Source organism: Aeromonas sp. sia0103, assembly GCF_963895295.1.
Taxonomy (GTDB): domain Bacteria; phylum Pseudomonadota; class Gammaproteobacteria; order Enterobacterales; family Aeromonadaceae; genus Aeromonas; species Aeromonas encheleia.
The window spans coordinates 105,137-119,151 of the sequence record NZ_CAWQKG010000044.1 but is presented as its reverse complement, the minus strand read 5'-3'; the positions used below and the strand labels follow the sequence as shown (position 1 = coordinate 119,151).

The following is a 14,015-nucleotide window of genomic DNA, read 5'->3' as shown; positions in this document are numbered from 1 at the left end:
CGGCATTATCTTCACTTTTATTACTTAGCTCCGTGCCTAAAGTAGGAAAATGCATGCGACATCACTTAACTCACCTGCGCGCCATGGATCTGTTGATGGCGTTTCTGTCGGTGATCTCCGTCGCTCTGGTCTGTGCCCGCTGGTGGGGGTATGGTTCGTGGAGCCCGATGACTCTGCAGCTGTTCTATGACATCGACAGCCTGATCTGCTACTTCTTCCTCGCCCATTTCGCCTATGGCTGGGTTCGTGCCCCCGATCGAATGGCCTTCTTCAAGGCGAACTGGTTCTACCTGCCCGGCAGCCTGCCCATGGTGGAACAGCTGCGCTGGGCGCGGCTGATCCAGCTGTGGCGGGTCTATCAGCTGCTGCGGGACAGGCCGGATCTGCTCGGCATGTTTCGCCGCGAGCGCAACGAGACCACCCTCTCCGGCATCCTGTTCCTGTTCTTCCTGCTGCTGGGGGTGGGGTCCTGCGTCATGTTCTGGGTAGAGGCGGACAAGCCGGGCAGCCTGATCCAGACACCCTATGACGCCTTCTGGTGGACGCTGGTGACGCTCTCTACCGTGGGTTACGGCGATCTGGTGCCGAGGACTGAGGAGGGGCGTTTCGTCGCCAGTCTGCTGATCCTGTTTGGGGTGGGTCTGTTTGGTGCCCTCAGCGGCTTCATGGCCAGCCTGTTCGTCCATCCCGGCAAGACCAACGATGACACCGCAAAGTGGCGGCACCAGCAGACTGAACAGCAGGCGCTGTTGCTGCAGGAGCTCAAGGCACTGCGAGAAGAGGTGCAGGCACTGAAACAGAAGTAGCCTCGGCGTCTGGAATGGTCGCGTGGCAAACGGGGGAAGGGGCGGCCTGCCTCACGGCGAGGGGGGAGGCGCTTTTCTTTGCTTGTCCTTTGACCCGCCAGCAGCTTAACATTCGGCCTGTCACCTAACTCAACGAAGAGAATCGATCGACCATGCGCGCCCTTCTCGGGATTTTGATCTGCTTGTGTGCCCAACAGGCCCTGGCCGATACCCGTTATGTTTCAGACAACATCTTTACCTTTATCCACAACGGTCCTGGCACCCAGTACCGGATCCTCGGTAGCGTCAAGGCCGGTGAACCGCTGGAGGTCAAGGCGGTGAACAATGCGGCCGGTTTTACCCAGGTGGTAGACGACCGTGGCCGCGAGGGCTGGATCAAAAACAGCGAACTGCAAGCGGACATCAGCCTGCGTGAGCGTCTGCCTCAGGTTGAAACCGCGCTGGAAGAGGCCAAGGCCCGCCTGCTGAACCTCAATGGCGACAACGAGCGACGCTTCGCCGAGAAGGATGGCAAGATCGCCGAACAGACCAAGGAGATCGCCAGCCTGAAGACCCAGCTCGGCAGCCAGAGCGCCGAGATGAGCAGTCTCAAGGAGCAGAATGACGCCCTGACTCAGAGCTATGACAACCAGGAGCACGACATGCAGATGGACTGGTTCATCCGCGGTGGTGCCATGGTGGGGGGTGGCATCCTGCTTGGTATCTTATTGCCCATGCTGCCGCGTCGTCGCAAGAGCAGCGAACGCTGGATGAACTGATCGGCTGTGCCGGTTGGATGAGAGGGGTCGCCATGGCGGCCCTTTTTTTGTGCATGGCGGCGGCAATCTGGTCGCCACGACGGCCGCCCGGTCGTAAGATGAGCCTCACTTGTCCGTGCCCTGCACCACAGTCTCAACAAGAGTTTTCATCTCATGCCATTAACCGAACAGGCCCGCTGGTTCGTGCTGGGGGGCGATCATCTCGTCCTGCTGGATGAACAGGGACAGATCCCACAGGGCCCCCGTGCCCAACTCCCCGCCCACCTGCATGAGGCCCCGTTCGAGCGCTTCGACCAATGGGACGATCTGCCCTGTTATCTGCTGGATCTGGGGGCGGAGGCCGACGGCGAGCCATCGGCCATGATGCCGCTGCGCCAGCTGATGGTGGCGGGGGATGAGGAGGGCTTTCGTCTCGCGGGCCGCGCCTGGCAGCTGGCCACCTTCCGTCGCAGCCACCGCTTCTGCGGCGAGTGTGGTACTCCCATGGTCCCCAAGGCGGGGGAGTGGGCTCAACAGTGCCGGCAGGGTCACGTCGTCTACCCGCGCATCTCCCCCTGCATCATAGTGGCGGTGCGCAAGGGGTCCGACATCCTGCTGGCGGCCCATCGCCGTCACTATCAGGCGGAAGATCCCATGTATACGGTGCTGGCCGGTTTCGTGGAGGCGGGGGAGAACCTGGAGCAGTGCGTGGCGCGGGAGGTGTTCGAGGAGAGCGGCATCCGGGTGGGCAAGGTGCGCTACGTCGCCAGCCAGCCCTGGCCCTTCCCCCACAGCCTGATGATGGGCTTCATCGCCGACTACGAGGGTGGCGAGATCCGGGTGCAGGACGAGGAGCTGGTGGCGGCCGACTTCTTCGGCGCCGATCGGCTGCCACGGCTGCCCCCTCACGGCACCATAGCGCGGCGGCTGATCGCCCTCTGTCTCGGCGAGGAGGCGTGAGGGTCGGCTGAGTGCGCTGGCGGGACAAAAACGGGGCGCTTGTTTGCGCCCCTTCACATCTTTGTACTCGAACCGGCCGGGCCGGCAGTTTGGACCGCCCAGAGCCGCGCACAAAGTGGTATCATATCCGCCATTTTATGCTGGATATGACTCAGGAACTGGGATGAAAGAGCTGAAGAACGATCGATACCTGCGTGCCCTGCTGCGCCAGGATGTGGACCTGACCCCGGTGTGGATGATGCGCCAGGCTGGCCGTTACCTGCCGGAATACAAGGCGACCCGCGCCGTCGCGGGGGACTTCATGTCCCTGTGCCGCAACGCTGAGCTGGCCTGTGAAGTCACCCTGCAGCCCCTGCGCCGCTATCCGCTCGATGCCGCCATCCTCTTCTCCGACATTCTCACCATCCCCGACGCCATGGGGCTGGGCCTCTACTTCGAGCACGGCGAAGGCCCGCGCTTCGAGCGTCCCATCAAATCCATGGCCGATGTGCAGGCGCTGCCCGTGCCGGATCCGGAAGACGAACTCGGCTACGTGATGAACGCGGTGCGCACCATACGCCGTGAGCTGAAGGGCGAGGTGCCGCTCATCGGCTTCTCCGGCAGCCCCTGGACCCTGGCCACCTACATGGTGGAGGGGGGCAGCTCCAAGGCGTTCACCAAGATCAAGCAGATGATGTACGCCGAGCCCATGACCCTGCACCTGCTGCTGGACAAGCTGGCCGACAGCGTCATCAGCTACCTCAACGCCCAGATCAAGGCCGGTGCCCAGTCGGTCATGGTGTTCGACACCTGGGGCGGGGTGCTGACCCCGCGCGACTACCGCGACTTCTCCCTGCAGTACATGCACAAGATAGTCGACGGCCTGATCCGCGAACACGAGGGCCGCCGGGTGCCGGTGACCCTGTTCACCAAGAACGGCGGTCAGTGGCTCGAGCAGATCGCCGCCACCGGTTGCGACGCCCTGGGGCTGGACTGGACCACCGACATCGCCGACGCCAAGCGCCGGGTCGGTGACAAGGTGGCGCTGCAGGGCAACATGGATCCCTCCATGCTCTATGCCGCCCCCGCCCGCATCCGCGAAGAGGTCGCCACCATCCTGGCGGGCTTTGGCAGCGGCAACGGCCACGTCTTCAACCTGGGCCATGGCATCCATCAGGATGTGGATCCGGAGCACGCCGGCGTCTTCGTCAACGCGGTGCACGAGCTCTCCGCTCAGTATCACGGCCGCTGAGGTCGAACCGCAGCATCAGCATCATGACAACGGGGCCCCAGGGCCCCGTTGTGTTATCCGGGGAGGCGCCGTTTTGGCCCTTGCACTGTTTTGGGTACTGCGCGCCGGCACCGGCTCGGGTTACACTGCGCCATCTGTGGCGGTGGCCACACACAAGATGAGCGACAGCGTGCGAGGCCGCGTATCGGCCGTCTCGCTCGCCATGCAGGAGGCAGAATGAGCAAGAAGTCGTGGGATTGGGGTATCGATCTGGGCGGGACCAAGTGCGAGTGCGTGGTGCTCGATGGCGACGAGGTACTGTTGCGCCATCGCATCCCCACCGAGCGCCGTGGCGGTTACGAGCACATGATAGGCCAGATCGCCAAGCTGGTGGACGAGTGCGCCGCCAAGCTCGGTCAGCGCCCGGCCGTCATCGGCATGGGCACGCCGGGGGCGCGGGATCCCCAGACCGGGCTGATGAAGAACTGCAACACCACAGAGCTCAACGGCAAGCCGTTCAAGGAAGATCTGGAGCGCCGGCTCGGCGTGCCTGTGCTCATCGCCAACGATGCCAACTGCTTCGCCCTGGCGGAAACCCATCTGGGGGCGGTGCGCCAGCATCATCCCGAGGCCAAGGTGGTGTTCGGCATCATCATGGGCACCGGGGTCGGCTCCGGCATCGTCATCAACGGCCGGATCCTCAACGGCCACCACGGCATCGCCGGGGAGTGGGGCCACAACGTGCTCTCCCCCGATGGGCCCGAGTGCTACTGCGGCAAGCGCGGCTGCGTCGAGACCTTCATCAGTGGCCCCGCGCTGGAGGCCTGGTATGAGGCCAAGGCCAAGCGCCACCTCTCCCTCGCCCAGATTGCGGCGGCCAGCGCCCACGATCATGTGGCGAAGCTCACCATCGACCGGCTGCACCTGCTGTTCGGTCAGGCACTGGCCAACGTGATCAACATCCTGGATCCGGACGTCATCGTCATCGGCGGCGGGGTCGGCAACGTACAGAGCCTCTATACGACGGGTCGTCAGACGGTGCTGCCGTTCCTCTTCAACCCCCGCTTCGCCACCCCCATCATAGCGCCCTCCCTCGGGGACAGCGCCGGGGTCTTCGGGGCTGCGCTGCTGGCCAGGGGCGTCTTCCAGGATGCCCTGCTGTCGTGAGTCATCCATAGGCCCTCTTTTGCCGTCGCTAAGGACACCCATTTTCCATGATCAAGATTGCCATCAACGGGTACGGGCGCATCGGTCGCAACGTGCTGCGGGCCCTCTACGAGAGCGGCCGTGACAAGACCATCAAGATAGTCGCCATCAACGAACTGGCGGCACCCGAGGCCATGGTGCACCTCACCCGCTTCGATACCAGCCACGGCCGTTTCCGCCATCCGGTGCAACTGGCGGGTCACAGCATGCTGGTGGGGGAGGATCTCATCCCCTTGTTTGCCGAGCAGGATCCGGCCAATCTACCCTGGCGGGCGCTGGGGGTGGATGTGGTGCTGGACTGCACCGGGGTGTTCGGCTCGCGGGCCGATGCCGAGCGCCATCTGGGCGCGGGGGCGGGCAAGGTGCTGTTCGCCCATCCGGCGGATGCGGACGTGGACGCGACAATCGTTTTCGGGGTGAACCATCAGGTGCTGACGGGAAGGGAGCGGATCGTCTCCAATGCCTCCTGTACCACCAACTGCGTGGTGCCCGTCATCGAAACATTGCATCGAGAGTTCGAGATAAATTGTGGTACTATTACGACAATTCATTCGGCCATGCACGATCAGCAAGTCATCGACGCTTACCACAGCGACTTGCGCCGCACCCGGGCTGCCAGCCAGTCCATCATTCCGGTGGATACCAAGCTGGCAAAGGGGTTGGAGCGGATCCTGCCGCACTTCGCCGGCAAGTTCGAGGCGATCGCGGTGCGGGTGCCGACCATCAACGTAACGGCGATGGATCTCAGTATTACTGTTCGTAAAAAAGTGACAGTTACTGACGTAAATCAAGCCCTGCAACGGGCATCCAGAGGTACATTAAGCGGTATCCTGGATTACACGGAAGAGCCTTTGGTCTCCGTAGACTTTAATCATGATGCACACTCCTGCATCATTGATGGTACCCAGACTCGGGTGAGCGATGCCAACCTCGTCAAGATGTTGATGTGGTGTGATAACGAATGGGGCTTCGCCAACCGTATGCTGGATACCACCCGGGCCATGATGGCCGCAGGCTGAGAGCCTGCACCGGGCGCAAGGTTACTGTTTTTAACATTACCTGAAAATATAGAGGACTGAATATGTCTGTTATCAAGATGACCGACCTGGATCTGGCGGGTAAACGCGTTCTGATCCGTGCTGACCTGAACGTACCGGTAAAAGACGGCAAGGTCACTTCCGACGCACGTATCGTGGCAACGCTGCCGACCATCAAGCTGGCTCTGGAAAAGGGCGCCAAGCTGATGATCACCTCCCACCTGGGTCGTCCGACCGAGGGTGAATACAACGAAGAATTCTCCCTGGCTCCGGTTGTCAACTATCTGAAAGACGCTCTGTCCTGCCCGGTTCGCCTGGCCAAGGATTATCTGGATGGCGTAGAAGTCGCCGCCGGTGAGCTGGTTGTGCTGGAAAACTGCCGCTTCAACAAGGGCGAGAAGAAGAACACCGAAGAGCTGGCCAAAAAATACGCCGCCCTGTGTGACATCTTCGTAATGGATGCATTCGGTACTGCCCACCGCGCCGAAGGTTCCACCTACGGTGTGGCTCAGTTCGCCCCCGTAGCTTGTGCCGGTCCGCTGCTGGCCGGTGAGCTGGAAGCCCTGGGCAAGGCCATGCTGAAGCCCGAGCGCCCAATGGTTGCCATCGTGGGCGGCTCCAAGGTCTCCACCAAGCTGACCGTGCTGGAATCCCTCTCCAAGATCGCTGACCAGCTGGTGGTCGGTGGTGGCATCGCCAACACCTTCATCGCCGCTGCCGGTCACAACGTCGGCAAGTCCCTGTGCGAACACGACCTGCTCGACACCGCCAAGAAACTGGCCGCCGAGACCAACATTCCGGTGACCACCGACGTGGTCGTGGGTACCGAGTTCTCAGAATCCACTCCGGCTACCATCAAGTCCGTCGCTGACGTGACCGACGGTGACATGATCTTCGACATCGGCCCTGACTCTGCCAAGGCCCTGGCCGACATCATCATGAACGCCAAGACCATTCTGTGGAACGGCCCGGTCGGTGTGTTCGAGTTCGACCAGTTCTCGGCAGGCACCAAGGTTATCGCCGAAGCGATCGCAGCCTCCCCGGCCTTCTCCATCGCTGGCGGTGGTGACACCCTGGCCGCTATCGACAAGTTCGGTATCGCTGACAAGGTTTCCTACATCTCCACCGGCGGCGGCGCCTTCCTGGAGTTTGTAGAAGGCAAGGTACTGCCGGCCGTTGCGATGCTGGAACAGCGCGCCAAGGCCTAATTGACCCGGGACGGGGGGCAAAAGCCTCCCGTTTCGTTTATCATGTGACCGCTGTGCCGGTTCATGATGAACCCCCCATTTTTTATTAACGGCATACGAGAACAGGACGATTTAACATGTCTAAGAAAATTTTCGACTTCGTAAAACCCGGCGTAATCACTGGTGATGACGTTCAAAAAGTGTTCGCCATCGCCAAAGAAAACGGCTTCGCTCTGCCAGCCGTTAACTGCGTCGGTACCGACTCCGTCAACGCCGTGCTGGAAGCTGCCGCCAATGTGAAGGCTCCGGTCATCGTTCAGTTCTCCAACGGTGGTGCCGTGTTCACCGCCGGTAAGGGCCTGAAGCTGGAAGGTCAGCAAGCCGCCATCCTGGGTGCCATCTCCGGTGCCAAGCATGTGCACGCCGTTGCTGCCGCCTACGGGGTTCCGGTTATCCTGCACACCGACCACGCCGCCAAGAAGCTGCTGCCGTGGATCGACGGTCTGCTGGACGCGGGCGAGAAGCACTTCGCCGAGACCGGCAAGCCGCTGTTCTCCTCCCACATGCTGGATCTGTCTGAAGAGCCGCTGGAAGAGAACATCGACATCTGCTGTGAGTACCTGACTCGCATGGCCAAGATGAACATGACCCTGGAGCTGGAACTGGGTTGCACCGGTGGCGAAGAAGACGGTGTGGACAACAGCCACATGGATCAATCCGCCCTCTACACCCAGCCGGAAGATGTGGCTTACGCCTACGAGCGTCTGTCCAAGATCAGCCCGCGTTTCACCATCGCTGCCTCCTTCGGCAACGTGCACGGTGTGTACAAGCCGGGTAACGTCAAGCTGACCCCGTCCATCCTGGACGCTTCCCAGAAATTCGTTTCCGAGAAGTTTGGTCTGCCTGCCAAGTCCCTGGACTTCGTGTTCCACGGTGGCTCAGGTTCCACCCTGGAAGAGATCCGCGAATCCATCTCCTACGGCGTCGTGAAGATGAACATCGACACCGACACCCAGTGGGCTACCTGGGAAGGTCTGTTGAACTTCTACAAGACCAACGAAGCCTACCTGCAAGGCCAGCTGGGCAACCCGGAAGGCGCTGACAAGCCGAACAAGAAGTTCTACGATCCGCGCGTATGGCTGCGTGCCGGTCAGACTTCCATGATCGCTCGTCTGGAGAAAGCCTTCTCCGACCTGAACGCCATCAACGTACTGTAATTCGTTACCGTCGCTGATTGCATAAAAGGCGCCCTTCGGGGCGCCTTTTGCGTTGCTGCGCTCCGGAGGCATATGGGGTCAGGATTGGTGGCGATGACAAGGCGCTCTTATCAGTGGCGCCTGCTGTGCTACAGCACTCCGGGAGCAGGCTGAGCCAGGAGATGAGGATAAAAAGGTGCCTTTTGGGGCACCTTTTGCATTTCTGTGATCCCGACAGGCTGGATCAGTGCCCATTGGGTGGGTATTATCGATGACAGATCGTTTAATTTAGTAAACGAGTGCGACCAAGGCAGGATGCTGAGTATGCAGACAGGAAGACACAACGGACACCAGGAGCACGTCACCTCCTACTATGCGGCGACCCGCAACGACCATCAGCAGTGGCCCGAGCTCAGCGGTGAGCTCGATGCCGATGTGTGCATCATAGGCGGTGGCTTCACCGGGCTGAACACCGCCATCAATCTGGCAGAGGCGGGCTACAGGGTGGCCCTGCTGGAGGCGAACCGCATCGGCTGGGGCGCCTCGGGCCGCAACGGCGGTCAGCTGATCCGCGGCATCGGCCACGACACCAGCCAGTTTGCCCGCTGGATCGGCGAGCAGGGGGTACGCGAGCTGGATCTGATGGGGCTGGAGGCGGTGCAGCTGGTGCGCGAGCGGATCGAGCGCTTCAACATCGACTGCGACCTGCGCTGGGGCTATTGCGATCTCGCTACCAAGGCGCGCCATCTGACCGGATTCGAGGAGGAGATGGCGCATCTGGCCAGCCTGGGTTACCAGCATGAGACCAGGCTGGTGCCCCAGGCCGAGATGGGCTCGGTGGTCGGTTCCGAGCGCTATATTGGTGGCATGATCGACATGGGTTCCGGCCACCTGCATCCCCTCAACCTGGCGCTCGGCGAGGCCCGTGCCGCGGCTAGCCTCGGTGTGGCGCTGTTCGAGCAGTCCAGGGTGATCGACATCGACTATGGCGATCGGGTAGAGGTCACCACGGCCCATGGCCGGGTCAGTGCCGACTATCTGGTGATCGGCTGCAACGCCTACCTCAACGATCTCAATCCCGAGCTGGGTGGCCGGGTGCTGCCGGCCGGCTCCTATATCCTCGCCACCGAGGTGCTGGAGAAGCGGCTGCGCCAGCGCCTGCTGCCGCAAAACATGGCGGTGTGCGATCAGAACGTGGCGCTCGATTATTACCGGTTGTCGGCCGATGGCCGGCTGCTGTTTGGCGGTGCCTGCAACTACTCGGGGCGCGATCCTAAGGATATAAAGGCCTTTATGCTGCCCAAGCTGCTGCGGGTCTTCCCCGAGCTGGCCAACACCGCCATCGAGTTCCAGTGGGGTGGCATGATCGGCATAGGGGCCAACCGCTTGCCGCAGATCGGGCGCCTCAAGGAATATCCCAACGTGTTCTACGCCCAGGCCTATTCAGGTCATGGCCTCAACGCCACCCACATGGCGGCCAAGCTGGTGGCGGAGGCGATCGTGGGGGAGAGTCGCGGCTTCGATCTGTTCAGCACCGTACCCCACATGACCTTCCCCGGCGGCCCGGCCCTGCGCTCTCCCCTGCTGGCGCTGGGGATGCTGTGGCACAGGATGAAGGATCTGATGTGATCTCGCGCCGGCCTCTCCATGGGCAGGAGGGCCGGCAAACAAAAACATATTGGAAATCAACCTCCTGATCTGTGTGATCACCGAAAGGTGGCTAAGCATCATATGAAACCTTATTCCTTGGCTATAGTGATCTGGCTTGTTCACGAACGAATCCTTGTTGGTGGCTGGCACGGAAGGCGCGGGAGTCACCATGGCGACCCGTTCCTGCAATAACACGGGATATAAGGAAAATAATATGTTCAGCCCAAGACGGCTCCAGTTTGACAATATGTTGCTGGAGAGGCATGGCTTGTCCAGTGCCCCTCCTCCTGTCGACTCTCTATTCTGGCGTTTATGGCAACCCTGTCTGCCTATTGCGCAGAAGACACTGGTGACCCCCTATATTAACGGTATCAAGAATGCCAATCTGGACCCCGTTATCTATGGTGGATTCAACGTCAGTGATGCTTATTATTGTTTTAACGGTGCCCAGAGTTACTTGGCGGCGGAGAGTCGCACGGATGATGAGGGATTAAAATTTTTCCTGCTGGAGAAATATAAAAGATACCAGACGTATAACGAGGCGTTTCCCACTATATGGCATGTCCGTGATGCCAGCGGGGTGGTGCCCACCCCCGCGTGCCGTGATTATGCCCAATTCGAGTCGGACACGGCCTCCCATGCCGATCCCATCTACACCCTCATCATGATGATCCCTTGCGAATACCTCTGGTACTGGCTCGCCAATCAGCTGATGCCACCATCGCCCGGCAACCTGTATGGCCCCTGGATAACGGGTAACGACAGCACCTCCGGTGCCTATGCCATGGGCAACTTTTTGGATCAATACCAGCGTGCACATCCCGGAGCCATAGATGAAAACAAGGCACAGAACATCTACTCCACGGCCATGAATTTCGAGTGGCAGAATTTCTTGTCGGCAACCCAATCCTGAGGGGTAATATCATGGCGAGTAAAATATTTAATATCGACTCATTCCCTGCCGGTTATTATATGTCCTGGTTTGTGACGACTCAGGCTGGATTCCAGGTGAAGGCGAAGCTCTATGATGGCAGCAAGGTATATTTTGATAATCAGAAGCAGAGCGTGGATATTAATCCACCGCTGGCGCAGGGGGCAGATTTTGTTCAGAATGGGCAGGTCAAATTGCTGATAGATGAACCTCAATCCGCAGCATTGAGCAGCAGTATCAACACTTATAATATTACGACCAATGACGGCTCTGTCATTGGCTATGGATATAATATTTCCATCGAAGACCAGAATGATGGCGATTATAACGATGTCGCCATCTCGCTGGTCGCCTGGAAGAATAAAGGGTAAGGCATCAACCTGCTTGCTGGGTTGGCACCGCCAGGCGCCAGCCCTGTTCCGTCTTCATCATCCAGACTTCGGTTTCTTGTGGCAGCGCCTGTCCCGCCTCGAACTCGCCGTATTTGCGCTCCAGCTCCATCAGGGCCATCTCCTGCTGAAAGGGGCCGACCCTGTCGTAGACGAGATCCTCATCGTGCAGTATCTGCAGCTGATCCAGTCCCTGCTTGAAGCGCACCTGGTAGCTCACCTTGACCAGGTAGACGCCGTCCATCCGCTCCTCCTTGCCAAGTACAGTAAAGTCACTGATATCAAACAGATTGGGATCGGTTTCGGCCTGCAGCTTGGCGGTGACCTGGCTCTGGATCGCCTCTTCACCTGGACCCGTATTGCAGCCAGAGAGCCAGAGGGCCAGCAGGGGGATGAACCACTTTTTCATCAAAACTCCGGACGAACGAGACGGGAAAGGGCGAATTTTGCCATGCCGCCCCGCAGATACAAGGGATGGTCAGAAAAATCAGTGACTGCCGGCTGGCGGGAGCACCGACTCAGGGGCTCCGAGCCGGCCTCTGGTTAGCGCAGCTTGTCGAGCTGGCCGAGGAACTCGGCGGGACCCATGAAGCCGGTCACCCGCTGGCCGCTGACCTCATTGCCGGCGCTGTCGAAGAAGATCAGGGTCGGCAGTCCCAACACGTTCAGGCCGTTGAGCAGCTCGACGTCGACATCGTCGTTGGCGGTGACATCCGCCTGCAACAACACCATGTCGTTGAAGCGGGCACGCACCGCGGGATCGCTGAAGGTCTTGTGCTCGAACTCCTTGCAGGCCACGCACCAGTCGGCATAGAGATCCAGCAGCACCGGCTTGCCACGGGCGGCGGCGAGCCGGGTCCTGAGATCATCCAGAGTCTTGATGCGGATAAACGGCGGCGCCTCGGTCTGGGTGCTGGCCTGGGGCCGCTGGTCGGGCAGCAACAGATCCCTGGCCGCCACCACGGCCCCCATCATCGCCAGCAGCAGCACGAAGCCGCACAGGCTCCTGCCGATGGAGTGGGGCTGACGCTGCTGATGATGGTAGAGGTAACCGCACAGCAGCAGACCCCAGCCCAGCCAGAGCAGGCTGGTGACCTGCTCGCTCCACAGTCGGGACAGCAGCAGCACGGGCACCGCCAGCAGCGCAAAACCAAACAGTTGCTTGATCACATCCATCCAGGCGCCGGCTCTGGGCAGCAGCTTGCCCCCCGAGGTGCCGAGCAGCAGCAGTGGCAGCCCCATCCCCAGGGAGAGCGCATAGAGCGCCGCGCCGCCGAGCCAGAGATCGCCGCTCTGTGCCACGTAAATCAGTGCCCCCGAGAGCGGGGCCGTGGTGCAGGGGGAGCAGACCAGGCCGGAGATCATGCCCATGATGCCGACCCCCGCCACCGAGCCACCCTGCTGGCGATTGGAGAGGCCTAAGATCCGGGTTTGCAGGCTGCTCGGCAGTTGCAGGGTATAGAGCCCGAACATGGAGAGCGCCAGCAGCACGAACATGACGGAGAGGCCGATCAGCACATAGGGGTGCTGCAGCGCGGCCTGGAACTTGAGCCCGGCCGAGGCCACTACCAACCCGAGCAGGGTATAGGTGACCGCCATGCCCTGCACATAGACGAAGGAGAGCAGGAAGGCGCGACGGGTGGAGAGACGCTGGCCCGCGCCGGCGATGATGCCGGTCAGTATGGGGTACATGGGGAAGACGCAGGGGGTGAAGGCGAGCCCCAGCCCCAGTGCGAAGAAGGCGGCGATGCTGAGCCAGAAGCCCTGGCTGCCGAGGGCGGCCGCCAGCCGATCCTGCTGGCTGCTGGCCGGCGCAGTGGCGGGGTCTGCACTCGCCGCTCCCGCAGCACTGACGGCTGGGGTGGCCGCGATGGGCTGCACCTCGACCAGCTTGTCGGTGGGCGGATAGCAGAGGCCATCGGTACAGCCCTGATAGCTGATCTTGAGGCTGGCCTGCTTACCTACCTCGGTCAGGGTGACGGGGATCTGCACCTCCTGGTAATAGACCCGGGTCTTGCCGAAGAAGTCATCCTCGTGCTCAGTGCCCGCGGGCAACTCGGGGGCATCGAAGGTGAGGTTCTGTCCCTGGAAGCTGAAGCGATGACGGTAGAGATAGTAGCCATCGGCGATGCGCAGGCTCAGCAGCAGCTTGTCACCCTGTTGTTCGCTGTCCAGGACGAAGGCCTCATCGACCTTCAGGAACTTGGGTTGGGTGCCGGCCTCGATGCCGAGGGAGCTCAGCAGGTCGTTGCTGCTGGCCTGCGCGGGGGATGTCAGCAGGGCCAGCAGGAGTAGCAGGGGTGAGAGCAGGCGCAGCACGATCATGAGGTTTCCTGTGTTAACCAGTCGAGATAGGGTTGATGGCCCTGGCTTGTCGGGAGCGCCAGGACTTCCGGCACCTCATAGGGATGATGCTCGAGGATGCACTGGCGCAGGGGCTCGAACAGCGGGGCCCTGGACTTGATGATGAGCTGGATTTCGCGCGCGCGCTCAATTTTCCCCTGCCAGCGATAGACGGAGGTGAGCCCTGGCAGTTGATTGATGCAGGCGGCGAGGTGCCTGGTCAGCAGTTGCTCGCAGATGAGGTCGGCACTGGCCTCGTCTGGACAGGTGCAGAGCACCAGAATGGCTTCGGTCATGGTATGACAGGTCTCGTCTGAGGGGGCCACTCGGCCCTCTGGATCAGCCGTTACTATACCGAGCAAA

General features: G+C 61.0%; 14 protein-coding genes. 11 read left to right on the top strand and 3 right to left on the bottom strand.

Translation table 11 applies throughout. The annotated features are described in order from the left end of the window. The first annotated feature begins 53 nt into the window (after window positions 1-53). The 11 genes from AACW18_RS14535 to AACW18_RS14485 all read left to right on the top strand — a co-directional run bounded on the left by AACW18_RS14535 (window position 54) and on the right by AACW18_RS14485 (window position 11,291). Window positions 54-806 (top strand): potassium channel family protein, encoded by a 753-nt coding sequence (locus tag AACW18_RS14535; RefSeq protein ID WP_218291622.1) that lies wholly within the window; start codon window positions 54-56, stop codon window positions 804-806. A 152-nt stretch (window positions 807-958) separates the two neighbouring features. Continuing rightward, window positions 959-1,564, top strand: coding sequence for a TIGR04211 family SH3 domain-containing protein (locus AACW18_RS14530; protein WP_042653078.1), 606 nt, complete (start codon window positions 959-961; stop codon window positions 1,562-1,564). Between the two features lie 153 nt (window positions 1,565-1,717). Further along, the gene (gene nudC, locus AACW18_RS14525; protein WP_218389061.1) at window positions 1,718-2,503 is read left to right on the top strand and encodes an NAD(+) diphosphatase; all 786 of its coding nucleotides are present in this window, start codon (window positions 1,718-1,720) and stop codon (window positions 2,501-2,503) included. A gap of 163 nt (window positions 2,504-2,666) precedes the next feature. After that, the gene (gene hemE / locus AACW18_RS14520) at window positions 2,667-3,734 is read left to right on the top strand and encodes a uroporphyrinogen decarboxylase (RefSeq protein ID WP_218389060.1); all 1,068 of its coding nucleotides are present in this window, start codon (window positions 2,667-2,669) and stop codon (window positions 3,732-3,734) included. A gap of 216 nt (window positions 3,735-3,950) precedes the next feature. After that, complete coding sequence (locus tag AACW18_RS14515) at window positions 3,951-4,880, top strand: ROK family protein (RefSeq protein ID WP_218389059.1); 930 nt, start codon at window positions 3,951-3,953, stop codon at window positions 4,878-4,880. A gap of 47 nt (window positions 4,881-4,927) precedes the next feature. Further along, entirely contained in the window at window positions 4,928-5,938 is a 1,011-nt protein-coding gene (gene epd / locus AACW18_RS14510) for an erythrose-4-phosphate dehydrogenase (RefSeq protein ID WP_218389058.1), read from the top strand. Between the two features lie 62 nt (window positions 5,939-6,000). Continuing rightward, complete coding sequence (locus AACW18_RS14505) at window positions 6,001-7,164, top strand: phosphoglycerate kinase (protein WP_042653073.1); 1,164 nt, start codon at window positions 6,001-6,003, stop codon at window positions 7,162-7,164. A 116-nt stretch (window positions 7,165-7,280) separates the two neighbouring features. Further along, window positions 7,281-8,360 (top strand): class II fructose-bisphosphate aldolase, encoded by a 1,080-nt coding sequence (gene fbaA / locus AACW18_RS14500; protein ID WP_042653072.1) that lies wholly within the window; start codon window positions 7,281-7,283, stop codon window positions 8,358-8,360. A gap of 303 nt (window positions 8,361-8,663) precedes the next feature. Beyond that, the gene (locus tag AACW18_RS14495) at window positions 8,664-9,968 is read left to right on the top strand and encodes an NAD(P)/FAD-dependent oxidoreductase (protein WP_126623403.1); all 1,305 of its coding nucleotides are present in this window, start codon (window positions 8,664-8,666) and stop codon (window positions 9,966-9,968) included. A 190-nt stretch (window positions 9,969-10,158) separates the two neighbouring features. Beyond that, on the top strand, window positions 10,159-10,902 hold the full coding sequence (locus AACW18_RS14490; RefSeq protein WP_218389057.1) for a hypothetical protein: 744 nt from the start codon (window positions 10,159-10,161) through the stop codon (window positions 10,900-10,902). After that, on the top strand, window positions 10,869-11,291 hold the full coding sequence (locus AACW18_RS14485) for a hypothetical protein (RefSeq protein ID WP_126623402.1): 423 nt from the start codon (window positions 10,869-10,871) through the stop codon (window positions 11,289-11,291). The genes AACW18_RS14490 and AACW18_RS14485 overlap by 34 nt, the downstream gene beginning before the upstream one ends. A gap of 4 nt (window positions 11,292-11,295) precedes the next feature. Here the strand turns inward: AACW18_RS14485 and AACW18_RS14480 are convergent, their stop codons facing one another. The 3 genes from AACW18_RS14480 to cutA all read right to left on the bottom strand — a co-directional run bounded on the left by AACW18_RS14480 (window position 11,296) and on the right by cutA (window position 13,948). After that, window positions 11,296-11,718 carry a hypothetical protein gene (locus AACW18_RS14480; protein ID WP_042653068.1) on the bottom strand — a complete coding sequence of 141 codons (423 nt, stop codon included), beginning with the start codon at window positions 11,716-11,718 and terminating at the stop codon, window positions 11,296-11,298. A gap of 134 nt (window positions 11,719-11,852) precedes the next feature. Further along, a complete protein-coding gene (locus AACW18_RS14475) occupies window positions 11,853-13,634 on the bottom strand; it encodes a protein-disulfide reductase DsbD (protein ID WP_218389056.1) in 1,782 nt (593 codons plus the stop codon). Continuing rightward, on the bottom strand, window positions 13,631-13,948 hold the full coding sequence (cutA, locus tag AACW18_RS14470) for a divalent-cation tolerance protein CutA (protein WP_218389055.1): 318 nt from the start codon (window positions 13,946-13,948) through the stop codon (window positions 13,631-13,633). The genes AACW18_RS14475 and cutA overlap by 4 nt, the downstream gene beginning before the upstream one ends. Window positions 13,949-14,015: the final 67 nt, after the last annotated feature.